Source organism: Pseudomonas sp. P4_B4 (assembly GCF_056402255.1).
In genome coordinates this window covers 142357-165529 of sequence record NZ_JBFUHS010000015.1, presented here as the reverse complement: position 1 = coordinate 165529, position 23173 = coordinate 142357, and the positions used below count along the sequence as shown (strand labels likewise).

The following is a 23173-nucleotide window of genomic DNA, read 5'->3' as shown; positions in this document are numbered from 1 at the left end:
GCAGGCTCGCTCCCACAGGTTTTGCATGGCCTGTGTGGGAGCGGGCTTGCCTGCGATTGGCCGCAAAGCGGCCCACCTGATTCGAATACAGCTGCCAGCAGCACGCAGCTGTAAATCACAAGAATAAAAAAGATCCGAGGTGTTGCATGTCCGAGCTATCCACAGCGCGCATCCCCGACGCACCCGCCATTCAGCGTTTGCCCCTCCTGCAACTGATCCTGGTCGGTTTGCAACATGTTCTGCTGATGTACGGTGGTGCCATCGCGGTACCGCTGATCATCGGACAGGCCGCTGGCCTGAGTCGTGAAGAAATCGCCTTCCTGATCAACGCCGACCTGCTGGTGGCGGGTATCGCCACCATCGTCCAGTCCCTCGGCATCGGCCCCATGGGCATTCGCATGCCGGTGATGATGGGCGCCAGTTTCGCCGCCGTCGGCAGCATGGTCGCCATGGCCGGCATGCCCGGTATCGGCCTGCAAGGGATCTTCGGCGCGACCATCGCCGCCGGGTTCTTCGGCATGCTCATCGCCCCGTTCATGTCCAAGGTCGTGCGCTTCTTCCCACCGCTGGTGACCGGAACGGTCATCACCTCGATCGGTTTGTCGCTGTTCCCCGTGGCCGTGAACTGGGCTGGCGGCGGTGCCAGCGCCGCTCAATTCGGTTCACCGATTTACCTGACCATCGCCGCACTGGTACTGGGCACCATCTTGCTGGTGCACCGTTTCATGCGCGGCTTCTGGGTCAACATTTCCGTGCTGATCGGCATGTGCCTGGGCTACGTGCTCTGCGGCCTGCTCGGCATGGTCGACCTCAGCGATATGGCTCAGGCGCCATGGCTGCAATTCGTCACTCCGCTGCACTTCGGCATGCCGAAATTTGAACTCGCGCCGATCCTGTCGATGTGCCTGGTGGTGGTGATCATTTTCGTCGAGTCCACCGGGATGTTTCTGGCGCTGGGCAAGATCACCGGCCAGGAAGTCTGCCCTCGGATGCTGCGTCGCGGCTTGCTGTGCGATGCCGGTGCCTCGTTCTTTGCCGGCTTCTTCAACACCTTCACTCACTCCTCCTTCGCCCAGAACATCGGCCTGGTGCAGATGACCGGCGTGCGCTGCCGTTCGGTGACCATCGTCGCTGGCGGTTTGCTGATCGTGCTGAGCCTGCTGCCAAAGGCCGCATTCCTGGTAGCGTCGATTCCTCCGGCAGTACTGGGCGGCGCAGCGATTGCGATGTTCGGCATGGTCGCCGCCACCGGGATCAAGATCCTGCAGGAAGCCGACATCGGTGACCGTCGCAACCAGTTGCTGGTGGCGGTGAGCATCGGCATGGGTCTGATCCCGGTTGTACGCCCGGAGTTTTTCGCCCACCTGCCCGTGTGGATGAGCCCGATCACCCACAGCGGCATCGCCATGGCCACCCTCAGCGCGCTTACGCTGAACCTGCTGTTCAACATCCTTGGTGGCGCCGAACGCGCGGCCATCAACGACTGCCACGCTCACACCCTTTGATCTGACGGATAACCAAGGGGGCCTGCCTGTGGCCAGCCCCCTGGCCACAACCTGCGCCTCAAAAATAAAAACAAGAGGGAGCAACAGATGATTCGGACACAAACCAACCTGCTGTTGGGTGCTGGCCTGCTGGCCGCGAGTCAGGCCATGGCCGGCGATTTGCTGCTGTGGCAGACCAACAGCCTGAGCTACCTGTACGGCAAGGATTTCGTGGTCAACCCGTCGATCCAGCAGACGATAACCTTCGAGCACGCCGACCGCTGGAAGTACGGCGACAACTTCCTGTTCGTCGACAGCACCTGGTACAACGGCGAGCAAGACCGCAACAAAGGCGCTCACGCCTACTACGGCGAGTTCAGCCCGCGCCTCTCCTTCGGCAAGATCCTCGACCGCCGTTTCGAATTCGGCCCGATCAAGGACGTGCTGTTGGCCATGACCTACGAGAACGGCGAAGACGACACTGAGGCCTACCTGATCGGCCCCGGTTTCGACCTCGCGGTACCGGGCTTCAATTTTTTCACTTTGAACTTCTATTACCGCCAGACCGAAGGCTCGCGCCCCGGCGACGATGTCTGGCAGATCACCCCGGCCTGGTCCTACACCCTTCCATTGGGCAACTCGAACCTGTTGATCGACGGCTACATGGACTGGGTGGTGGAGAACGACCAGAACTCACACGGCACTTATCACGCCAACCTGCATTTCAACCCACAGATCAAGTACGACCTGGGCAAGGCCCTGAGCTGGCGGGAGAAACAGGTGTACGTCGGCGTCGAATACAGCTACTGGAAAGACAAGTACGGCATCGAAAACAGTTCCAGCTTCGACACCAATGAAAACACCACCAGCCTGCTGGTGAAGGTGCATTTCTGATGCAGCCCCGCAACCGTGCCCCAAACCTGTCGTCGGTGCGCCGTTGCGGAGCACTTGAGACCTGGCCGAGGAGTCAGTATTCTCCGCGGCCGCCCGAATCCGGTTTAAAAAAAAGCCCGGATGTAAAACCTGACCAGAAGGCCAACTTATCCCGGCTCTGGCAGGCACCAAGGCACTCCAAAACCCCTCTCAATCGACCGCTCTTGAGCCGCCGAACGGGAGTTTTTTTGCTTTTTGAAAGCCTTGGCTCAGCTCTTGCTAACAGCACCAAAGCTGACCGAATGGATGATTTTTTGCCGCTACGGAAACAGGCGCCACACCAGAGCGCCGACTTTAAAAAAATAACGTGGAACCACCTACTTTTTGGGAGCAACCGAATGAAACGTACGTGCACTAGCCTGATGCTGGCGGGATCATTGCTGGCGGGGGGTCAGGCCATGGCCGGCGACTTGCTGCAATGGCAAAACAACAGCCTGTCCTACCTTTACGGAAAGGACTTCCAGGTCAACCCGCGCATTCAGCAGACGGTGACCTTTGAACACGCCGATGGTTGGAAATACGGCGACAACTTCTTCTTCATCGACAAGATCTTCTACAACGGCAAGGAAGACGCCTTCGCGGGCAAGAACAGCCACTACGGCGAGCTCAGCCCGCGCCTGTCGTTCAACAAGATCTTCGACCAGAAGTTCGAGTTCGGCCCGATCAAGGACGTGCTGCTGGCCATGACCTACGAGTTCGGTGAAGACGATACCGAGTCCTACCTGATCGGCCCTGGTTTCGACCTGGCCATCCCGGGCTTCGACTACTTCCAGTTGAACTTCTACAACCGCCACACCGAAGGCGATCGCCCGGGCGACAACATCTGGCAGGTCACGCCGGTCTGGTCCTACACCATCCCGGTGGGTGGCTCGGATGTGCTGATCGACGGCTTCATGGATTGGGTCGTCGACAACGACGTCAACAACAAAGGCGAATACCACGCCAACCTGCACTTCAATCCGCAGGTCAAATACGACCTGGGCAAGGCGTTGAATCTGGGTGCCAAGCAGTTGTACGTCGGTGTCGAGTATGACTACTGGAAAAACAAGTACGGGATTGAAGACAGCCAGGGCTTCAAGACTGATCAGAGCGTGACCAGTTTCCTGGTTAAGGTTCACTTCTGATGATTCTTTGATCGTTCCGCGCCTCACTAACGAGGCGCAGTTCGATTTTATCGCAAAGCGATATTCAGTACTTCTCCCGGAAACCGCGTGTACGATCTTCTTTTGCTGACAGCCGAAGGAGGTTCAACTGACTTCAACCCTCTATCCACCATCGGTATAGGTCTCACGCTAACAAAACGCTTAGATACAGACTTTTCTGGAGTAATTTCCACGCTCAAATACTGATTAATTGCAGCTTTTGTTTTCACACCACTCAAACCAACCTGTATCTCGAGCAGTCTCTCTTTATGGGTATTTTCTCGTGTAATAATTGACGGCACGTCATGAACTTCAATAGCTAGCACCCCTCCGTTCTTGGAAAGATAGTCCCGCACGGCTTTAGACTTTTCTTCATTTCCTGAGACTTCTCCTCCCAAACCGGCAAGACTCACATTATTCCCCTGCAAATCACGCAAGACTACTGCGCCTCTGACCAGACTGGGCTGACCGGCCGCCGAATTAAATGCCTCAATGTACCTTCTAGGCCAAACCTCCATTGTTCGGCTTGACGGGTTATGCTGAAACATATCCGCCTTAAATCTCCAAGACTGTTTTTTTGAAAAATCATTAAGCGTTATTTTTTCCTTCCATTTTAAGTTTGGCATTTCCTGAAATACGCCAAGCACACTATCTTTCCAATCCGGTTTGTAGGAAAGCTCAATGTTGGCGACAACATTATTCCCGACAGCGTCATCTGAATTCAGATCAGAATAAGAAAACTGCAATTTTTTAAGCTGCCATTTGCCAATTTTCTCAGGCAACTTCGAATTCACATCATCCCCAATCAGCCCTTGCTCATCCTTCAACGACACAGGGCGATTATTCACCATTGAAAACAGGTTCAAACCGTCTACGCTGCCAACAGGATCCGCACTCACCCACCGCTGCAACCACGGTGCGTAATAGCGATAGCCATAATAATAAAGCCCCGTCGCATCCCGCTCCTTGCCCGAGTAACGAATCGTCTTGTATTTGGCCTCAATTTCACTGGTACCCGCCCACACCGCCGTCCCACCAAACGGGTAATAAACCTCCCGACTCAGCAGCGCGCCCTGCTCATCCAGTTCCAGCGTGCACGAGTTCAGGTGGTCATTCAGGCAAAAACGCAGTTGGTCATTGCGCACGCCCTTGGGCAATTTCTCAACCCAGTGCAAGGCCCGCACACGGCTAAGCCCCGCCTCGACATTGACCACATGCCGCTCTTCGCCGGTAGCCGTATCCCGATGGATTTCCAGCCCCGGCAAGTAACGCACTTCAGCACGCAGCGTGCGACGAGCCGTCTCGGTGAGTTGGACTTTTCTTAGCCGATGCCCGGGACTGTCGTAGAAATAACACTCGGTATCGTCAGGCCCATCCTCACGCCGGACCATCGTCACGCGACTCAACTGATTGCGGATGTCCCAACTCATATTCTGGCCGCGTAACAGTTCCAGCTGATTACCGTTGGCATCAAAGCCATCCGCCAGATTGCCTTCATCCGCAACGCTGCGATTGCTGTAGTTCGAGGTAAACATCTCAAACGTTTCCACGCCGCTGTGGTGGCGGGTTTGCAGATTCCCGGCGGCGTCGTAATTGAAGGATTGGGTGTAATTGCGCAGCTGGTTAGGGTCCAGCGGCGTAGTTTGCCAAGCAGGTAATGCGGGACCGTAACCGGGCTGGCTGACTTCCCGGCCAGAGGCTTCGACCAGTTGATACAGGCTGTCATAGCGATAGCGGTTGATCGGCTCGATCCGTTGATGATTGAAATAGCGCCTCAACGCTACCTTGTCCTCGACGCTCGAGATATTGCCGACTGGATCGTAGGCATATTCGAACTGCTGGAGCGGCGTGCCTCGGGCATCGCAAGACAGCAATCCGGCCAGTCGCCCATCTTCAGCCACGTACCGGGCAGTGGTTACGACGCCATTAGCGGCTCGTTCACGCTCAACCTTGCCAACGGCGTCGTAACGGATGTCACCCACCAGCACTTGAGGAGGGCCAGATGCGCCAGCCAACCTCAGTCGGGTTTCCTGCAACTCACCGGCCTGGTTGTAAGCGAATGCCCTGAGGTTATCCTTGGCGTCGGTCTGGTAGAGCATTTCCCCTAAAGGTCCATACTGCTGAGCCGTCCTGAAAACCTCGTCTTCCAGGCGGGCATCGGCAAATTCGGACGACCAGTCCGGCGGGGCCAGCTCGAGCATGAAGCGGGTATCTTCGGCCAGAAGCAAACCACCCACGCCATATTCGCAAAGGCTGCGCCTGCCAGCCGGGTGGTCATGACGAATCAGTTGGCCACACTGGTTATGCGCCGCAAACTCATCACTCGCCCCTGCATAAGCAAAACGCTCGGCGACGCGCGGCGAGTCACCCTTCATCTGCTCTGTCACAGTCGTGGGCCGCTGAAGCTCATCGTACTCAGTATGCAGCTGGCTCCCGCGACCGTCCCAGAACGAACGCATCACGCCAGCCTGATCCAGCAAGCTCAGTTGCCAACCGGCATCGACGCTGTCCACCAGCAGAGGCTGATTCTGTAGATCGTGCGTCGTGGCGAGGTTCGGTTTTGGCGCGGTGCCCCACAATCGTGGATCCCAGGAAGCCACCAGCCGTCCGGCAGCGTCAAAGTGATTGCGGGTGATGCGAGTCTCAATGGACGGGTTCAGCGGATGACGGCAATAGGCGATACTGCGCACAGCCAAACCGCGCGGATCCGCCACCGACACAGTTGGTGTGTGAGCATCAATCCATTGCGCAGCCGCCATCTTCGAACCCTCTGCCTGAGGGGTTCAATTTGATGGAAAAACCTGAGCACATCTACTGTCAGATCTGACAGTTCAAACGGTTTCAGCCACCGAAATCCCGAGAAACCGGCACAACTCCCCGCGCTTGGCCAACGCATCCCGCCGCCCCAGCTCAATCAATTCGCTGCAATACCCCGCCTCGAACAACAGATAGCTCAGCACCCCTGCCCCGCTGGTCTTAGTCGCGCCCGGCCCGCGCAGAAACAGGCGCAGTGCCGCCGGCAATTCCTGACGATGGCGCGCGGCAATCTCGTCGATTGGCTGGCTCGGTGAAATCACCAATACGTCCACCGGCGCCACGCCCAATGCGCGGGTTGGCGTGCCGTCGGGCATGAGGTGACTGAACTGGTTCAGGCGCTGCAACAACTCGATGTCGCTTTCCAGGCTATCAATGAACGTACTGTTGAGCATGTGCCCGCCGATCTGCGCCAGGGTCGGCTGCTGACCGGTGTAGCTGCGCAGCAAGGGTTGTTGCGGGTCGACCCCGCGGGGGTTGCCACTGACGCCCACCACCAGCACCCGACTGGCGCCCAGATGCAGCGCCGGACTGATCGGCGCCGACTGACGCACCGCGCCATCACCGAAATACTCTTCGCCGATTTTCACCGGGGCGAACAGCAGAGGAATCGCCGAACTGGCGAGTAGATGTTCAACCGACAGTTGGGTGGGAACGCCGATGCGTCGATGGCGCAACCAGGCATCGATCTTGCCGCCGCCCTGATAGAAGGTGACTGCCTGGCCGGACTCATAGCCGAACGCGGTGACCGCCACTGCATGCAATTGTTGCTGTGCGATCGCTTCGGCGATGCCGCCCATATGCAGCTTGTCGTTGAGCAAGTCCCGCAGCGGAGAACTGTTGAGCAGCGCCACCGGCATGTGCCTACCGATGCCGAGCAAACTGTGGCTGACAAAGCGGCTGGCCTGGCGGATCACCCCGGGCCAGTCGCTGCGCAATACCAGGTGACTGCGAAAGCCCTGCCAGAAGGCCGTCAGGCGTTCGATGGCGTTACGAAAATCCATCGCCCCGCTGGCGAGGCTGACGGCGTTGATCGCGCCCGCCGATGTGCCGACGATCACCGGAAACGGGTTGCGTGCCCCCGGCGGCAGCAATTCGGCAATCGCCGCCAGCACCCCGACCTGATAGGCCGCCCGAGCCCCGCCGCCGGAAAGAATCAACCCTGTAACCGGTTCAGCTGGACTCATCGCAACACTCCATGGTGCTCAAAGGGATCGATTACTCAACGACGTTTGGCGTACAGCTTGGGCTCGCCCGGTGGACGGCTCTTGAAGCGGCGGTGAGCCCACAGATATTGCTCGGGATGCTCGCGCAGAACGCTTTCGATCCATTGGTTGATGCGCAGGCAGTCCTCTTCTTCGGTTTCGCCGGGGAAGCCTTTGAGCGGCGCATGGATCACCAGGCGATAACCGCTACCGTCCGCCAGACGCTCCTGGGTAAACGGCACCACCAGCGCCTTGCCCAGCCGCGCAAACTTGCTCGTGGCGGTGACGGTCGCAGCCTGAATGCCGAACAGCGGCACGAAGATGCTTTGCTTGGCGCCGTAGTCCTGATCCGGTGCGTACCAGATTGCGCGGCCCGAGCGCAGCAATTTGAGCATGCCGCGCACGTCTTCGCGTTCCACCGCCAATGAGTCGAGGTTGTGCCGCTCGCGGCCCTGGCGCTGGATGTAGTCGAACAGCGGATTCTTGTGCTCGCGGTACATGCCATCGATGGTGTGCTGCTGACCGAGCAACGCCGCGCCGATTTCCAGCGTCGTGAAGTGCAGCGCCATCAGGATCACGCCCTTGCCTTCACGCTGGGCCTGCTGCAGATACTCCAGCCCTTCGATATGAGCGAGATTCGCCAGGCGCTTGCGCGACCACCACCAGCTCATCGCCATCTCAAAAAAAGCGATGCCGGTAGAGGCGAAGTTTTCCTTGAGCAGGCGCTTGCGCTCGACGGCGGTTTTTTCAGGAAAACACAGTTCCAGATTGCGCTGGGCGATGCGCCGTCTGTCGCCAGCCACCCGATACATCAATGCACCCAGAACACGACCGATCCACAGCAGTGCCGGATACGGCAACTGGACGATCAGCCACAACAGCCCCAGGCCACACCACAGCGGCCAGAAACGTGGAGATAGAAATGCTTTTCGAAAACGCGGGCGGTCCATTAATGCTTCCGGAATGACAATGGCCGCGCATTCTACATCGTTCGACCCGGCTTGCGGCCCGCGGGCGTTCTCGTTATAAGTCTCGGCACTTTTAGTGACAAGTCGTTGTATGCCGACCATGAGCCAAACCGAACCGCTAGACCAAGATCCCGTGTTCCAGTTGAAGGGCAGCATGCTGGCCATTACGGTGCTGGAACTGGCCCGTAACGACCTCGAAAGCCTTGATCGGCAACTGGCCGCCAAGGTCGCCCTGGCGCCCAACTTCTTCAGCAACGCGCCGCTGGTACTGGCCCTGGACAAACTCCCGGCCAACGAAGGTGCGGTCGATCTGCCAGGGCTGATGCGCGTTTGCCGCCAGCATGGCCTGCGTACCCTGGCGATCCGCGCCAGCCGCATCGAAGACATTGCCGCCGCCATCGCGGTCGACCTGCCGGTGCTGCCACCGTCCGGCGCCCGGGAGCGTCCACTGGACCTGACCGAAGGCGAACCGAAGAAAAAACCGGAAAAACCGCCCGAGCCGACCATCAAGCCGACGAAAATCATCACCTCGCCGGTACGCGGTGGCCAGCAGATTTATGCCCAGGGCAGCGATCTGGTGGTGATCTCCTCGGTCAGCCCGGGGGCGGAACTTCTCGCCGATGGCAACATCCATGTATACGGCCCGATGCGTGGTCGTGTGTTGGCCGGCGTCAAGGGCGACACCAAGGCGCGGATTTTCTGTCAGCAAATGAGTGCTGAACTGATTTCCATCGCCGGGCATTACAAGGTTTCCGAAGATCTGCGCCGCGACCCTCTATGGGGTTCGGGTGTGCAGGTCAGCCTGTCCGGCGACGTGTTGAACATCATTCGGCTTTAACGGATACTGCCGCATTTTCCAAGCATCTCTAAAACGTAGCGAAAACGGCTCAAACGAAGTAGGAAAAAGGCCGAAAGCAGTGTTTACCGGGGGTAAACGCCGCTCTAAACCGGATTCCAGCCAAGGCTGTCCGACTGCAGTAGTTTTTCAGGAGATGTTTTTCAGGGACTGAAAAGTCCTTTTTCCTTAGGGGTGAAACACCTTGGCCAAGATTCTCGTGGTTACATCCGGCAAGGGTGGTGTGGGTAAGACCACCACCAGCGCCGCTATCGGTACCGGCCTCGCTCTGCGCGGCCACAAAACAGTGATCGTCGACTTCGACGTGGGCTTGCGTAACCTCGACCTGATCATGGGTTGCGAGCGCCGCGTGGTGTATGACTTCGTCAACGTGGTCAACGGCGAAGCCAACCTGCAACAGGCCCTGATCAAAGACAAGCGCCTGGAAAATCTCTACGTGCTGGCCGCCAGCCAGACCCGCGACAAAGACGCGCTGACCGTCGAAGGCGTGGAAAAAGTCCTGATGCAACTCAAGGAAGACTTTGAGTTCGTGGTCTGCGACTCCCCGGCAGGTATCGAGAAAGGCGCCCACCTGGCCATGTACTTCGCCGATGAAGCGATCGTCGTGACCAACCCGGAAGTCTCCTCGGTACGTGACTCCGACCGCATGCTCGGCCTGCTGGCCAGCAAGTCCCGTCGCGCCGAACGCGGCGAAGACCCGATCAAGGAACACCTGCTGATTACCCGTTATCACCCGGAACGTGTGAGCAAAGGCGAAATGCTCGGCGTAGAAGACGTCAAGGAAATCCTTTCGGTGACCCTGCTCGGCGTGATCCCTGAATCCCAGGCGGTGCTCAAGGCATCCAACCAGGGTGTTCCGGTGATTCTCGACGACCAGAGCGATGCCGGCCAGGCCTACAGCGATACCGTAGACCGCCTGCTGGGCAAGACCGTGGATCATCGATTCCTCGATGTACAGAAGAAGGGATTCTTCGAGCGCCTGTTTGGAGGCAACTAAGCAATGAACCTTTTTGACTTCTTTCGTGCCAACAAAAAGCAAAGCACCGCGTCGGTAGCGAAAGAGCGTCTACAGATCATCGTGGCGCACGAACGCGGCCAACGCAGTACCCCGGACTACCTGCCGGCCTTGCAAAAGGAACTGGTCGAGGTGATCCGCAAGTACGTCAATATCGGGTCCGATGACGTGCATGTCGCACTGGAAAGCCAGGGCAGCTGCTCGATTCTGGAACTCAATATCACCCTGCCTGATCGCTGAGTCGATCCGGCTGGAGCCACGGCGGCTCAGGTCCCTTCTGCAACCGGAAGGGACCTGAGCCGCCGTTGGCGTTTGTTACGAGGCTGTTTTAATGCCGTTGTCCAACATCCACATCATCCATCAGGACGCCGCCGTACTGGTGGTGAACAAACCGACCCTGTTGCTCTCTGTCCCTGGCCGGGCCGATGACAACAAGGACTGCCTGATTACCCGCCTGCAGGAAAACGGCTACCCGGAAGCGCGAATCGTCCACCGGCTGGACTGGGAGACTTCCGGCATCATCCTGCTGGCCCGCGACCCGGACACCCATCGCGAGCTGTCCCGGCAATTTCACGACCGCGAAACCGAAAAGGCCTACACCGCCCTGTGCTGGGGCCAGCCGGAACTGGACAGCGGCAGCATCGACCTGCCCTTGCGCTACGACCCGCCGACCAAGCCACGCCACGTGGTCGACCATGAGTTCGGCAAACATGCGCTGACCTTCTGGCGCGTGCTCGAACGTTGCGGCGACTGGTGCCGCGTTGAGCTGACACCGATCACCGGCCGTTCCCACCAGTTGCGCGTGCACATGCTCTCGATTGGCCATCCGCTGCTGGGTGACGGGCTTTATGCCCATGAACAGGCTTTGGCGGCCTGGCCGCGATTGTGCCTGCACGCGAGCATGCTCAGCTTCACCCACCCGCAAAGTGGCGAGCGCCTGCGCTTCGAGTGTCCTGCACCGTTCTGACCTCCTCGATATCTGAGGGTTCTTGCTCCCGTCGGGCTGCACAGCAGCCCCAAAATCGGCTATCGCGCCCGTTCAGGCGGACCGCACTCACCGGATTTGCGACTGCTGCGCAGCCGAGCGGGACGGTGCGGCGATCCGACAAGCTCCCTCGCCACAGTCGATCCAGGTCACCACAAAAACTGCGCAACCCCAATTGCGCAACCAATACGTTAAACTGGCGCCACTGCTGTCTGGAGCTACTTTATGCGCGAAGAGTTGAACCAAGGCCTGATCGATTTTCTCAAGGCCTCCCCTACCCCGTTCCATGCCACCGCCAGCCTTGTTCAGCGTCTGGAAGCGGCGGGCTATCAACGCCTCGACGAGCGCGAGCCGTGGAATACCGAAGCCAACGGTCGTTACTACGTCACCCGCAACGACTCTTCGATTGTCGCGATCAAGATGGGCCGCCATTCACCGTTGCACGGCGGCATTCGCCTGGTCGGCGCCCACACCGACAGCCCGTGCCTGCGCGTCAAGCCGCAACCGGAGCTGCAACGCCAGGGCTTCTGGCAACTGGGCGTCGAAGTCTATGGCGGCGCGCTGCTGGCTCCATGGTTCGACCGTGACCTGTCCCTGGCGGGCCGCGTAACTTTCCGGCGTGATGGCAAGGTCGAAAGCCAGTTGATCGACTTCAAGGCTCCGGTCGCGATCATTCCGAACCTGGCGATTCACCTCAACCGTGAAGCCAACATGGGTTGGGCAATCAATGCCCAGACCGAACTGCCGCCGATCCTCGCGCAATTTGCCGGTGACGAACGCGTGGACTTCCGCGCAGTGCTCACCGACCAGCTCGCCCGCGAACACGGCCTGAATGCTGACGTGGTGCTCGATTACGAGCTGAGTTTCTACGACACCCAAAGCGCTGCGGTCATTGGCCTGCATGGCGACTTCATCGCCGGCGCGCGCCTGGACAACCTGCTGTCGTGCTACGCCGGCCTGCAAGCGCTGCTGACGACCGACACCGACGAAACCTGCGTGCTGGTCTGCAACGACCACGAAGAAGTCGGTTCCTGCTCGGCCTGCGGTGCCGACGGCCCGATGCTTGAGCAAACCTTGCGGCGCCTGCTGCCTGAAGGTGATGAATTCGTACGCACCATTCAGAAATCCCTGCTGGTTTCGGCTGACAACGCCCACGGCGTGCATCCGAACTACGCCGACAAGCACGACGCCAACCACGGCCCGAAACTCAACGCCGGCCCGGTGATCAAGGTCAACAGCAACCAACGCTACGCCACCAACAGCGAAACCGCCGGGTTCTTCCGTCATCTATGTATGGCTGAAGAAGTGCCGGTGCAAAGTTTCGTGGTGCGCAGCGACATGGGCTGTGGTTCGACCATCGGCCCGATCACCGCCAGCCACCTGGGTGTGCGCACCGTGGACATCGGCCTGCCGACGTTCGCCATGCACTCGATCCGCGAACTGTGCGGCAGCCATGACCTGGCGCATCTGGTCAAGGTACTGAGCGCGTTCTACGCCTGCCGCGAGTTGCCGTAACAAAACCCTGTAGGAGCGAGCTTGCTCGCGATGAACGTCAGGGCACCGCGATCATCCCGGTAGGCTCCGTCAACGTTCAAGTCCATCGTCGGATCGCCGCCCGGAGCAAGCTCGCTCCTACACACATCACACCGGCCGCGTCAAAAGCGGCCTAGACTTCAAGTATCCCTTTGACAAGGCTGTCTCCATGATTTCGATGTCTACCTTCCACGCCATGCTGATCCCGATTCTAGCCGGGATGATCATGCTGGCCGTCGGCTTCAACTTTCGCGACAAAAATGCCGGTGTGTTTGTCATGTGGATCGGCATGCTGAGCATCCTCGCGACCGTGGTGATCAAGATCCTCGCCAAGCTCAACGAATAATTCATCGCCCTTGGCTCGCTTTGATTTTGACGGGCTCGTACACTCGGTCGATCCGCTCCCTGCGAGGTTGACCGCCTAGTGTTCGCTCGTCTTTTTGCCCTCCCGTGTATTGTCCTTGTCTGTCTGATGACGCTGCTGTCAGTGGCACCTGCCCAGGCGGCCGGCCTGCCAGGCCTGCTCAACACCCAGGCCAAGGCGCAGCCCGAAGCACAGGAGCCGCTGGGGCAATCCCTGGACGAAGTGATCAAGTCGCTGGAGAACGACCAGCAACGCAGCAAGCTGCTGGCCGATCTGAAAAAGCTCCGTGACACCACCAAACAGGCCCAGCCGATTACCGAAGAAGGCGTGCTGGGCCTGATTGGCGGAACCCTGGCCACTATCGAGAAGAAGTTTACCGGCGACGACAGCCCACTCACGCGCTGGTCCAGTGAGTTCGATCAAGCCAAGGAAGAACTGGTGGCGCTGGCGCTGCCGGCCAATGAATGGCTGCCCATGCTTTTCGCTTTCGCCATGATCCTGATGGTCTGGAGCCTGCTGGCCGCTGCCCTGATCTGGATCAGCCACCGCGTGCGGATGCGTTTCGGCCTGACCGAAGAACTGCCGCAGCATCCCCGTGCACTGGACATGTTGCGTTTTGCGCTGCGCAAACTCGGGCCATGGCTGATCGCCCTGGTTATCACGGTCTACATGAGCTACGCCCTGCCCTCGTCCCTGGGCAAAAGCCTGGCGATGGTGCTGGCCTATGCACTAGTGGTCGGCACCTGCTTCTCGGCCATCTGCGTGATTGCCTTTTCCCTGCTCGACGGCCCGCACCGCCACCGCGCCTTGTACATCCTGCGGCACCAGGCGTTTCGACCGCTGTGGCTGATCGGCAGCTTCGCCGCGTTTGGCGAAGCGCTGAGCGATCCGCAACTGGTCAACAGCCTCGGTAGCCATCTGGCCCATACCGCCGCGACTGTGGCCAATGTCCTCGCTGCGCTCTCCACGGGGCGCTTCATCCTGCGTTTCCGTCGGCCGATCGCCCACCTGATCCGCAACCAGCCGCTGTCCCGGCGCCTGACCCGCCGCGCCCTCAACGACACCCTGTCGATTATCGGCACCTTCTGGTACGTGCCAGCACTGGTGCTGGTGGCCATCTCGCTGTTCGCGACGTTCATTTCCGCTGGCGACACCAGCACCGCCCTGCGCCAGTCGCTGATCTGTACCGTTTTGCTGGTGTTGTGCATGGTCATCAACGGCCTGGTACGCCGCCATGGCCTCAAACCCCAACGCGGTATCCGGCGATACGCCGTGTATTCGGAACGGCTGAAAAATTTCTTCTACACCATCGTCCACCTGTTGGTGTGGCTGGCCTTTATCGAACTCGGCCTGCGGGTCTGGGGCATGTCGTTGATCCGCTTTACCGAAGGCGACGGCCATGAAGTCAGCGTCAAACTGTTCAGCCTCGCCGGCACGCTGCTGTTCGCCTGGCTGATCTGGATTCTCAGCGACACCGCCGTGCACCACGCTCTGACCCGTTCGCGCAAAGGCCTGGCCAATGCCCGCGCGCAGACGATGATGCCGCTGATCCGCAATGTGCTGTTCATAGCGATTTTTATCGTCGCGCTGATTGTCGCCCTGGCGAACATGGGCATGAACGTGACGCCACTGCTGGCCGGTGCCGGTGTGATCGGCCTGGCCATCGGTTTTGGTGCACAGTCGCTGGTAGCCGACCTGATTACCGGGTTGTTCATCATCATCGAAGACTCCCTGGCCATCGACGACTACGTGGATGTCGGCGGTCACCTCGGCACGGTCGAAGGCCTGACCATCCGCACCGTGCGCCTGCGGGACATCGACGGCATCGTCCACACCATTCCGTTCAGCGAAATCAAAAGCATCAAGAACTACTCCCGGGAATTCGGCTACGCGATCTTCCGGGTAGCAGTGCCCGCCAGCATGGACATCGACAACGCAATCAAACTGATGCGCGAAGTCGCCCAGAAAATGCGCACCGATCCGTTGCAGCGGCGCAATATCTGGTCGCCGCTGGAGTTCCAGGGGGTGGAAAGTTTCGAGTCGGGCAACGCAATCCTTCGCGCCCGCTTCAAGACCGCGCCAATCAAGCAGTGGGAAGTGTCGCGAGCGTTCAACCTGTCGCTCAAGCGGCACATGGATGAAGCCGGACTGGATCTGGCGACACCGCGGATGAGTATCCAGGTGATTACCGCCGGAGGTGGGGAGCAGAAGGAATGACGTCGCAACCCGACGACCTGCCGCTTGAAGCTTGAAGCTTGAAGCTGCCTTTAAGCCACATCCACCCCGACATGAATCGCATCATGCCGCCAGAACTCCAGGTCGCAGTCGATCAGGCGTTCGTGCTGGTCATAGTTGACCCGGGCAATCCGCAGGCCCGGGCTGCCCACCGACACCTTCAACGCCGCCGCCGCATCCACCGACAACGCCGTGGGCACAATCTCGAAGCGCACCCGCCCGTAGTGCAAGTCGTAATGCCGCGCATACAACTCGGTGATTGACTGATTCAAATCGAAATCGAGGATCCCGGGAAAGTACTGCGGGTTCAGATAGTGCTCCACATACAGCACCAGCCGCCCGTCGATCCGCCGTGAGCGGCAGATCTGAATCACGCTCGACAACGCCGGCAATTGCAGCCAGGCACACACCGCCGCCGATGCCGGTTGCAATCGCGCCGAAATCACCTCGGTGGACGGCACTCGCCCCTGGGCGCTGACCATCGCGTGAAAGTGGCTGCGCTGCATCAGGTTGTACGCCAGGCGCGGCGGCGAGACGAACCAGCCGCGACGCTCCTCGCGATAAATCTGCCCCTGCGACTCCAACTGCAACAACGCTTCACGCAAAGTGATCCGCGTGGTGCCGAACAATTCACTGAGTTTGCGCTCGGCCGGCAATTTGCTGCCGGGAATCAACAGTCCATGGTCGATCTGTTCCTGAAGCACCTGGCCGATGGCTGTTACCGCTTTGGTTGCCTCTTCACGCATTAATGTTTCCTATCTGGACTAGGCCAGAACCAATTCAGGGCAGAACCGCAGCAAAAACCGGCTCATTCAATAGTCTGCAAGCGTAGGCAGCGCAGATGACCGAGATGTGACAAAACGGCCCAACGGTCGCCATTCGCGACTTCAAGAACCTGCAATACATCGGCAAATCCCCTTGCCCGCTGGGGCTTTGACCATGGTCTACGCTTAGCAGGCCACCCGCGATACCGCTCAACAAAAAGTCATCCCGGGCGACGAACGACATCAAAGTGTCATCCAGCCCCCTTAAATTGGCTCAGGTATTGCTGACCTAGACCAACACAACCGCAATCGCAGCGTTGAACACGACCCAAGGAGCTTCGGAATGAAAAAGCTTTTCCTGGCATCACTGTTAGGCTCGACCATCGCAATGTGCACCGCCGCCATGGCGGCCGATGATCTGAAAACCCTGGAAGCCGCTGCGAAAGCGGAAGGCGCCGTCAACAGCGTCGGCATGCCCGATGACTGGGCCAACTGGGCCGGCACCTGGAAAGACCTGAGCGATAAATACGGCCTCAAGCACATCGACACCGACATGAGCTCGGCCCAAGAGATCGCCAAGTTCGCCGCGGAAAAAGACAACGCCAGCGCCGACATCGGCGACGTCGGTGCAGCGTTTGGCCCGATCGCGGTCAAGCAAGGCGTGGTCCAGCCTTACAAGCCTTCGACCTGGGATCAGGTTCCAGCCTGGGCCAAGGACAAGGACGGCAACTGGGCACTGGCCTACACCGGCACCATCGCTTTCATCGTCAACAAGAAGTTGCTGCACGGTTCCGACGCCCCAACCAAGTGGGCTGACCTCAAGGGCGGTAAATACAAGGTCTCCATTGGCGACGTGAGTACCGCGGCCCAGGCGGCCAACGGCGTACTGGCCGCGGCACTGGCCAACGGTGGCGACGAGAAAAACCTCAAGCCTGCCCTGGATCTGTTCGCCGACATCGCCAAGCAAGGTCGCCTGTCGATGTCCAACCCGACGATTGCCACCATGGAAAAAGGCGAAATCGAAGTCGGCGTGGTCTGGGACTTCAACGGCTTGAGCTACAAGGCCAAGATGGCCAACCCGGATGACTACGTGGTGCTGATCCCGTCCGACGGTTCGGTGATCTCCGGCTACACCACCATCATCAACAAGTACGCGAAAAACCCGAATGCCGCCAAGCTGGCCCGCGAATACATCTTCAGCGACGCCGGCCAGATCAACCTGGCCAAGGGCAATGCCCGTCCGATCCGTGCCGAGCACCTGACCCTGCCAGCCGAAGTGCAGGCCAAGCTGCTGCCTAACGAGCAGTACAAAAAGGTCACGCCGATCAAGGACGCGGACGCCTGGGAAAAGACTTCCAAGGGGCTTCCTCAGAAGTGGCAGGAAGAAGTCATCATCAATATGCAGTAAGCGGGTAGGCCACCAACGGGAGGCCTGATGGAGATCCCTGTGGGAGCGAGCCTGCTCGCGATAGCGTCGTTTCAGTCAGCATCAATGTTGAATGGTCGGCCACCATCGTGAGCAGGCTCGCTCACACAAGGGATTGGTTGCGTACTTGAATCATCTGTTTCACGGAGTCATCGCCCCTATGAAACACAACGTCATCCTTGTCGTGCTCGACGGCCTCAACTACGAGGTCGCCCGCCACGCCATGGGGCACCTGCAGGCGTACGTCGGCGCCGGACGCGCCGCACTCTACAAACTGGAGTGCGAGTTGCCAGCCCTGTCCCGTCCGCTGTACGAATGCATCCTGACCGGCGTGGCGCCGATCGACAGCGGCATCGTCCACAACAACGTTTCGCGCCTGTCCAACCAACGCAGCATCTATCACTACGCCACCGACGCCGGGCTGACGACCGCTGCAGCGGCCTATCACTGGGTCAGCGAGCTGTACAACCGTTCGCCCTTCGTGGCGGCCCGGGACCGTCACACCGATGACCCGCAACTGCCGATCCAGCACGGGCATTTCTACTGGAACGATCACTACCCGGATTCGCACCTGTTCGCCGACGCCGAAAACCTGCGCCTGCGCCATGCACCGAACTTTTTGCTGATCCACCCGATGAACATCGACGACGCCGGGCACAAGCACGGACTCGACACCCCGCAGTACCGCAACAGCGCCCGCTCGGCCGACATCATCCTGGCCGACTACCTGCAAGGCTGGCTCGATGCCGGCTATCAGGTGCTGGTCACCGCCGACCACGGCATGAACAACGACCGCTCCCACAACGGCCTGCTGCCGGAAGAACGGGAAGTACCGCTGTTCGTGCTCGGTGACGCATTCAGCTTCGACGCCGGCGCCGCGCCGAAACAGACCGAGATCTGCGGCACCGTCTGCGAGTTGCTTGGCGTGCCCCACGACAAACCGGTCTGCCGGGAGTTGCTCAAGTGAAGGCCATGACTCGCAGCAAATGGCTCGCTGCCCTGTGCGTGATGCCCTTCGCACTGTTCTTTATCGTGTTCGAAATTGCCCCGTTGACCTGGGTAATGATCAACAGCCTGGAGTCGGAAGAGTTCGGCTGGGGCCTGGCCAACTTCAGCAAGATCTTCAGCTCGAAGTTTTACCTGCAGGCGATCCAGTACAGCCTTGAGATCAGCTTCTGGTCCAGCGCGTTCGGGATCATCATCGCCATACTGGGCGCCTACTCCCTGCGCCGGGTCGATTCGAAACTGCGCAACTTCGTCAACGCCTTCGCCAACATGACCAGCAATTTCGCCGGTGTGCCCCTGGCCTTCGCGTTCATCATTTTGCTCGGCTTCAACGGCAGCTTCACCATCATGCTCAAGCAGGCCGGAATCATTCAGGACTTCAACCTGTACTCGAAAACCGGGCTGATCATTCTCTACACCTACTTCCAGATTCCCCTCGGCGTGCTGCTGCTGTACCCGGCCTTCGATGCCTTGCGCGAAGACTGGCGTGAGTCCGCCGCGCTGCTCGGCGCGAGCGGCTGGCAATTCTGGCGGCACATCGGTTTGCCGGTGCTGACCCCGGCGCTGCTCGGCACGTTCGTGATCCTGCTGGCCAACGCCCTCGGCGCCTATGCCACGGTGTACGCCTTGACCACCGGCAACTTCAACGTGCTGCCGATCCGTATCGCGGCGATGGTGTCCGGTGACATTTCCCTGGACCCGAACCTGGCCAGCGCCCTGGCCGTGGTGCTGGTGGCCTTGATGACCCTGGTGACCATCGTGCATCAGTTGCTGTTGAAGAGGAGCTACCATGTCTCGCGCTGAACTGGGGCCCGTCGGTGTCTACCACCGCGTCGTGGTGTACTTGCTGTTTGCCATCCTGCTGTTGCCGCTGGCCGGCACGCTGATCTACTCGATCGCCAGCAGTTGGTCGGCGACCATCCTGCCCAGCGGTTTCACCCTCAAGTGGTACATCCAATTGTGGAGCGATCCGCGCTTCCTGCATGCGTTCGGGCAATCGCTGCTGGTCTGCGTCGGCTCGTTGATTCTTTCGGTAGTGCTGATTCTGCCGCTGCTGTTCGTGGTGCATTACCACTTCCCGAAACTCGACGCGCTGATGAACATCCTGATCCTGCTGCCCTTCGCCGTGCCGCCGGTGGTGTCGTCGGTGGGGCTGTTGCAGCTCTACGGTTCAGGGCCTTTCGCCATGGTCGGGACGCCCTGGATCCTGATCGGTTGCTACTTCACCGTAGCGCTGCCGTTCATGTACCGGGCGATCACCAACAACCTGCAAGCAATCAACCTGCGCGACCTGATGGACGCCGCCCAGTTGCTCGGTGCCAGCACCTGGCAAGCCGCCTTCCTGGTGGTGCTGCCGAACCTGCGCAAGGGCTTGATGGTGGCACTGCTGCTGTCGTTCTCGTTCCTGTTCGGTGAGTTCGTGTTTGCCAACATCCTTGTCGGTACCCGCTACGAAACCCTGCAGGTCTATCTCAACAACATGCGCAACAGCAGCGGTCATTTCACCAGTGCGCTGGTGATCTCCTACTTCTTCTTTGTGCTGGTTCTGACCTGGATTGCCAATATCTTGAACAGGGACAAAAGCGAATGAGCTATGTCAGCGTCCAACATCTTCAGAAAAGCTTCGCGGGCACCACGGTGTTCAGCGACATCAATTGCGAAATCCAGAAAGGTGAGTTCGTCACCCTGCTCGGCCCGTCCGGTTGCGGCAAATCCACCCTGCTGCGCTGCATCGCCGGCCTGACTTCGGTGGATGGTGGCAAAATCCTGCTCGATGGCGTCGATATCGTGCCGGTGAGCCCGCAGAAACGCGGGATCGGCATGGTGTTCCAGAGCTATGCGCTGTTCCCTAACATGACTGTGGAGCAAAACGTCGCCTTCGGCTTGCGCATGCAAAAGGTCAATGCCGATGACAGCCGTAAACGCGTCGCGGAAGTGCTCAGACTGGTGGAGCTCAATGACTTTGCCGCGCGTTACCCGCATCAGCTGTCGGGGGGCCAGTGCCAGCGCGTCGCCCTCGCCCGCTCCCTGGTGACCCGGCCACGCCTGCTGCTGCTCGACGAACCGTTGTCGGCCCTGGACGCGCGGATTCGCAAGCATCTGCGTGAACAGATTCGTCAGATCCAGCGCGAACTGGGCCTGACCACGATTTTCGTCACACACGATCAGGAAGAAGCCCTGACCATGTCTGACCGGATTTTCCTGATGAATCAGGGAAAAATCGTACAAAGCGGCGACGCCGAAACCCTCTATACCGCGCCGGTGGATGTGTTCGCCGCCGGTTTCATCGGCAACTACAACCTGCTGGATGCCGACAGCGCTTCGAAGCTGTTGCAGCGACCGATCAGCAAGCGCATCGCCATTCGCCCGGAAGCCATCGAACTGAGCCTTAACGGCGAACTGGACGCGCAGATTCGCAGCCACAGCCTGCTGGGCAACGTGATTCGCTACCGGGTCGAAGCCCGGGGCGTGGAATTGGTGGTGGATGTGCTGAACCGCTCGGCGGCCGACCTGCATCCCGATGGTCAGCGCCTGGCGCTTTCCATCGATCCGACGGCCCTGTGTGAGGTAGCTTGAAGACAGCTGCAAGCTTCAAGCTTCAAGTTGTAAACTGCTGACCACCTAAATCAACTTCTTGCAGCTTGAAGCTTGCAGCTGTTCTCAGAGAGAACCCGATGGCCCTGGCAATTTTTGATCTGGACGAAACCCTGATCCACGGCGACTGCGCCACCCTTTGGAGCGAGCAGATGGGCCGCCTGGGCTGGGTCGACCCCGAGTCGTTCATGCGGCAGAACAACGAGCTGATGGATGCCTACAGTCACGGCAAATTGCGCATGGAAGACTACATGACCTTCAGCCTGGAGCCGATGATCGGCCGCACGCCGCAAGAGGTTGAGCATCTGGTTGGTCCGTGGGTGGAAGACTTCATCGAACCAATCATTTTCAGTGACGCCACCAAAGCCATAGCCGCCCATCGCAAGGCCGGCGACCGGATCCTGGTGATCTCGGCCTCGGGCACGCATCTGGTCGGCCCCATCGCTGAGCGCCTTGGCATCGACGAGATTCTGGGCATCGAACTGGAAGTGGCTCACGGCGTTTACACCGGCCACACCGTCGGTACCCTGACCTACCGCGAAGGCAAGATCACCCGTTTGCTGGAGTGGCTGGATGCAGAGGAGGAAAACCTTGAAGGCGCGAGTTTCTATTCCGACTCACGCAACGACCTGCCGTTGTTGCTGAAAGTGGATTTCCCCCACGTGGTCAACCCGGATCCGGTGTTGCGCGAGCAGGCTGAAAAGGCTGGATGGCCAATCCACCACTGGAAATAACACAAGCCCCCTGTGGGAGCGGGCTTGCTCCCACAGTTTTTTGTGTTGTCAGCTCAGGCTTTCATCAATCACCAACACCACCTTCCCCGCCACGGTATTGCTCGCCAGCTCGGCAAACGCCGCCTCGGCATCCTTGATCGGGAACGTCCTGGCCAGCTGCGGGCTCAACCGCCCCTCGGCAAACAACGGCCACACATGCTGACTGAGATCACTGAACAGATCCGCCTTGAACTGATCATCCCGGCTGCGCAGGGTCGAACCCAGCAACTGCACGCGCTTGGCCAGCACCTGGGCCAGGTCGAGTTTGGCCTCGCGGCCGCCCATCAGACCGATCAGCACCCAACGGCCGTCCTGCGCCAGCAGCTTGAGGTTCAACGCCGCGTAATTGCCGCCCACCGGGTCGAGAATCACGTCGAACGGCCCCAGATCCCGCAGGCTCTCCAGATCACCATTACGCACCACGCCGCCCTGGGCACCCAGCGCTTCGCAGTACGCCAACCGCTCGGCGGAGCCGACGCTGACCCAGCACGGGTTGCCGAAGGCCTTGCACAGCTGAATGGCCGCTGAACCAATTCCACTTGCCCCGGCATGCAGCAGAACTTTCTGACCCGGTTTGAGCGCAGCCAGTTGAAACAAATTCAACCAGACTGTTGCATAAACTTCGGGCAATGCAGCCGCTTCGACCAGTGACACTCCGTCGGGAACCGGCAGCACATGCCGTCCGTCGACAACCACCTCTTCGGCCATCCCGCCCCCGGCCAGCAAGGCGCAAACCCGATCGCCAATTTGCCAGGAGGACCCGGCGCCAACCTCGCTGATCACGCCCGAGCACTCTAGACCAAGCACTTGGCTAGCCCCCGGCGGCGGCGGATAAAGGCCTGCCTTCTGCAATAAATCGGCGCGATTGAGACCCGCTGCCGACACTCGGATGCGAACTTGCCCTACATCGCATGTAGGACTCGCCTCATCAACCCACACCACTCGACCGTCAACGCCTTGCAATGCTTTCACAGTGCCTCCATAGTGAGTCTGGACTGAGCCCGAAGCTATAGCGTCGGGCTTTTTGCATTATGCGACCGGTTCCCAAAGAGCCGGCGACTTCAAAGACGGCCTAA

21 protein-coding genes are annotated in these 23173 nt (G+C 59.5%); 16 read left to right on the top strand and 5 right to left on the bottom strand.

Features of this window, described 5'->3' with window-relative positions; translation table 11 throughout:
* Positions 1–146 precede the first annotated feature (146 nt).
* The 3 genes from AC1DVE_RS17495 (at position 147) to AC1DVE_RS17485 (ending at position 3541) form a co-directional block, all read left to right on the top strand.
* On the top strand, positions 147–1505 hold the full coding sequence (locus AC1DVE_RS17495) for a nucleobase:cation symporter-2 family protein (RefSeq protein WP_223457912.1): 1359 nt from the start codon (positions 147–149) through the stop codon (positions 1503–1505).
* Between the two features lie 87 nt (positions 1506–1592).
* Positions 1593–2378: an outer membrane protein OmpK gene (locus AC1DVE_RS17490; RefSeq protein ID WP_223457914.1), complete on the top strand. Its 786-nt coding sequence runs from the start codon at positions 1593–1595 to the stop codon at positions 2376–2378.
* A 377-nt stretch (positions 2379–2755) separates the two neighbouring features.
* Entirely contained in the window at positions 2756–3541 is a 786-nt protein-coding gene (locus tag AC1DVE_RS17485; protein ID WP_223457916.1) for an outer membrane protein OmpK, read from the top strand.
* A 47-nt stretch (positions 3542–3588) separates the two neighbouring features.
* Here AC1DVE_RS17485 and AC1DVE_RS17480 read toward each other — a convergent pair whose 3' ends face one another.
* The 3 genes from AC1DVE_RS17480 to AC1DVE_RS17470 all read right to left on the bottom strand — a co-directional run bounded on the left by AC1DVE_RS17480 (position 3589) and on the right by AC1DVE_RS17470 (position 8528).
* Positions 3589–6318, bottom strand: coding sequence for an RHS repeat-associated core domain-containing protein (locus AC1DVE_RS17480; RefSeq protein ID WP_223457918.1), 2730 nt, complete (start codon positions 6316–6318; stop codon positions 3589–3591).
* Between the two features lie 72 nt (positions 6319–6390).
* The gene (locus tag AC1DVE_RS17475) at positions 6391–7560 is read right to left on the bottom strand and encodes a patatin-like phospholipase family protein (protein WP_223457920.1); all 1170 of its coding nucleotides are present in this window, start codon (positions 7558–7560) and stop codon (positions 6391–6393) included.
* A gap of 35 nt (positions 7561–7595) precedes the next feature.
* Positions 7596–8528 carry a lipid A biosynthesis lauroyl acyltransferase gene (locus AC1DVE_RS17470; protein WP_223457922.1) on the bottom strand — a complete coding sequence of 311 codons (933 nt, stop codon included), beginning with the start codon at positions 8526–8528 and terminating at the stop codon, positions 7596–7598.
* Positions 8529–8646: 118 nt separating this feature from the next.
* Between AC1DVE_RS17470 and minC the strand changes: the two genes are divergently transcribed.
* The 7 genes from minC to AC1DVE_RS17435 all read left to right on the top strand — a co-directional run bounded on the left by minC (position 8647) and on the right by AC1DVE_RS17435 (position 15516).
* Positions 8647–9384, top strand: coding sequence for a septum site-determining protein MinC (gene minC, locus AC1DVE_RS17465; protein ID WP_056722299.1), 738 nt, complete (start codon positions 8647–8649; stop codon positions 9382–9384).
* Between the two features lie 202 nt (positions 9385–9586).
* On the top strand, positions 9587–10399 hold the full coding sequence (gene minD, locus AC1DVE_RS17460) for a septum site-determining protein MinD (RefSeq protein WP_007974946.1): 813 nt from the start codon (positions 9587–9589) through the stop codon (positions 10397–10399).
* 3 nt (positions 10400–10402) lie between these two features.
* Positions 10403–10657 (top strand): cell division topological specificity factor MinE, encoded by a 255-nt coding sequence (minE, locus tag AC1DVE_RS17455; RefSeq protein WP_007974947.1) that lies wholly within the window; start codon positions 10403–10405, stop codon positions 10655–10657.
* A 91-nt stretch (positions 10658–10748) separates the two neighbouring features.
* Positions 10749–11384, top strand: coding sequence for an RluA family pseudouridine synthase (locus tag AC1DVE_RS17450; RefSeq protein ID WP_046037585.1), 636 nt, complete (start codon positions 10749–10751; stop codon positions 11382–11384).
* A gap of 243 nt (positions 11385–11627) precedes the next feature.
* Positions 11628–12917: a M18 family aminopeptidase gene (locus AC1DVE_RS17445; protein ID WP_223532888.1), complete on the top strand. Its 1290-nt coding sequence runs from the start codon at positions 11628–11630 to the stop codon at positions 12915–12917.
* A gap of 187 nt (positions 12918–13104) precedes the next feature.
* Positions 13105–13281, top strand: a complete 177-nt coding sequence (locus AC1DVE_RS17440) for a hypothetical protein (RefSeq protein ID WP_477784067.1) — start codon at positions 13105–13107, stop codon at positions 13279–13281.
* Positions 13282–13407: 126 nt separating this feature from the next.
* The gene (locus AC1DVE_RS17435) at positions 13408–15516 is read left to right on the top strand and encodes a mechanosensitive ion channel domain-containing protein (RefSeq protein WP_477784066.1); all 2109 of its coding nucleotides are present in this window, start codon (positions 13408–13410) and stop codon (positions 15514–15516) included.
* Positions 15517–15566: 50 nt separating this feature from the next.
* Here the strand turns inward: AC1DVE_RS17435 and AC1DVE_RS17430 are convergent, their stop codons facing one another.
* Complete coding sequence (locus tag AC1DVE_RS17430; protein WP_223457926.1) at positions 15567–16280, bottom strand: UTRA domain-containing protein; 714 nt, start codon at positions 16278–16280, stop codon at positions 15567–15569.
* A gap of 361 nt (positions 16281–16641) precedes the next feature.
* On the opposite strand from AC1DVE_RS17430, the gene AC1DVE_RS17425 reads away from it, so the two are divergent.
* The 6 genes from AC1DVE_RS17425 (at position 16642) to AC1DVE_RS17400 (ending at position 22058) form a co-directional block, all read left to right on the top strand.
* On the top strand, positions 16642–17706 hold the full coding sequence (locus AC1DVE_RS17425) for an ABC transporter substrate-binding protein (RefSeq protein ID WP_223457928.1): 1065 nt from the start codon (positions 16642–16644) through the stop codon (positions 17704–17706).
* A gap of 178 nt (positions 17707–17884) precedes the next feature.
* Positions 17885–18691 carry an alkaline phosphatase family protein gene (locus AC1DVE_RS17420; protein WP_223457930.1) on the top strand — a complete coding sequence of 269 codons (807 nt, stop codon included), beginning with the start codon at positions 17885–17887 and terminating at the stop codon, positions 18689–18691.
* Positions 18692–18696: 5 nt separating this feature from the next.
* Positions 18697–19533, top strand: coding sequence for an ABC transporter permease (locus tag AC1DVE_RS17415; RefSeq protein WP_223457932.1), 837 nt, complete (start codon positions 18697–18699; stop codon positions 19531–19533).
* Positions 19520–20320, top strand: a complete 801-nt coding sequence (locus tag AC1DVE_RS17410) for an ABC transporter permease (RefSeq protein ID WP_223457934.1) — start codon at positions 19520–19522, stop codon at positions 20318–20320. The genes AC1DVE_RS17415 and AC1DVE_RS17410 overlap by 14 nt, the downstream gene beginning before the upstream one ends.
* On the top strand, positions 20317–21306 hold the full coding sequence (locus AC1DVE_RS17405) for an ABC transporter ATP-binding protein (RefSeq protein ID WP_223457936.1): 990 nt from the start codon (positions 20317–20319) through the stop codon (positions 21304–21306). Before AC1DVE_RS17410 ends, AC1DVE_RS17405 begins: the two co-directional genes overlap by 4 nt.
* Before the next feature lie 98 nt (positions 21307–21404).
* Entirely contained in the window at positions 21405–22058 is a 654-nt protein-coding gene (locus tag AC1DVE_RS17400; RefSeq protein WP_223457938.1) for an HAD family hydrolase, read from the top strand.
* Between the two features lie 48 nt (positions 22059–22106).
* On the opposite strand, the gene AC1DVE_RS17395 is transcribed toward AC1DVE_RS17400, so the two are convergent.
* Positions 22107–23069: a zinc-binding dehydrogenase gene (locus AC1DVE_RS17395; protein ID WP_223457939.1), complete on the bottom strand. Its 963-nt coding sequence runs from the start codon at positions 23067–23069 to the stop codon at positions 22107–22109.
* Positions 23070–23173 lie beyond the last annotated feature (104 nt).

Coding starts and splice junctions, on each gene's coding strand:
- AC1DVE_RS17495 (WP_223457912.1), top strand. CDS start 147: ATGTCCGAGCTATCCACAGCGCGCATCCCCGACGCACCCGCCATTCAG.
- AC1DVE_RS17490 (WP_223457914.1), top strand. CDS start 1,593: ATGATTCGGACACAAACCAACCTGCTGTTGGGTGCTGGCCTGCTGGCC.
- AC1DVE_RS17485 (WP_223457916.1), top strand. CDS start 2,756: ATGAAACGTACGTGCACTAGCCTGATGCTGGCGGGATCATTGCTGGCG.
- AC1DVE_RS17480 (WP_223457918.1), bottom strand. CDS start 6,318: ATGGCGGCTGCGCAATGGATTGATGCTCACACACCAACTGTGTCGGTG.
- AC1DVE_RS17475 (WP_223457920.1), bottom strand. CDS start 7,560: ATGAGTCCAGCTGAACCGGTTACAGGGTTGATTCTTTCCGGCGGCGGG.
- AC1DVE_RS17470 (WP_223457922.1), bottom strand. CDS start 8,528: ATGGACCGCCCGCGTTTTCGAAAAGCATTTCTATCTCCACGTTTCTGG.
- minC (WP_056722299.1), top strand. CDS start 8,647: ATGAGCCAAACCGAACCGCTAGACCAAGATCCCGTGTTCCAGTTGAAG.
- minE (WP_007974947.1), top strand. CDS start 10,403: ATGAACCTTTTTGACTTCTTTCGTGCCAACAAAAAGCAAAGCACCGCG.
- AC1DVE_RS17450 (WP_046037585.1), top strand. CDS start 10,749: ATGCCGTTGTCCAACATCCACATCATCCATCAGGACGCCGCCGTACTG.
- AC1DVE_RS17445 (WP_223532888.1), top strand. CDS start 11,628: ATGCGCGAAGAGTTGAACCAAGGCCTGATCGATTTTCTCAAGGCCTCC.
- AC1DVE_RS17440 (WP_477784067.1), top strand. CDS start 13,105: ATGATTTCGATGTCTACCTTCCACGCCATGCTGATCCCGATTCTAGCC.
- AC1DVE_RS17435 (WP_477784066.1), top strand. CDS start 13,408: ATGACGCTGCTGTCAGTGGCACCTGCCCAGGCGGCCGGCCTGCCAGGC.
- AC1DVE_RS17430 (WP_223457926.1), bottom strand. CDS start 16,280: ATGCGTGAAGAGGCAACCAAAGCGGTAACAGCCATCGGCCAGGTGCTT.
- AC1DVE_RS17425 (WP_223457928.1), top strand. CDS start 16,642: ATGAAAAAGCTTTTCCTGGCATCACTGTTAGGCTCGACCATCGCAATG.
- AC1DVE_RS17420 (WP_223457930.1), top strand. CDS start 17,885: ATGAAACACAACGTCATCCTTGTCGTGCTCGACGGCCTCAACTACGAG.
- AC1DVE_RS17415 (WP_223457932.1), top strand. CDS start 18,697: ATGACTCGCAGCAAATGGCTCGCTGCCCTGTGCGTGATGCCCTTCGCA.
- AC1DVE_RS17410 (WP_223457934.1), top strand. CDS start 19,520: ATGTCTCGCGCTGAACTGGGGCCCGTCGGTGTCTACCACCGCGTCGTG.
- AC1DVE_RS17405 (WP_223457936.1), top strand. CDS start 20,317: ATGAGCTATGTCAGCGTCCAACATCTTCAGAAAAGCTTCGCGGGCACC.
- AC1DVE_RS17400 (WP_223457938.1), top strand. CDS start 21,405: ATGGCCCTGGCAATTTTTGATCTGGACGAAACCCTGATCCACGGCGAC.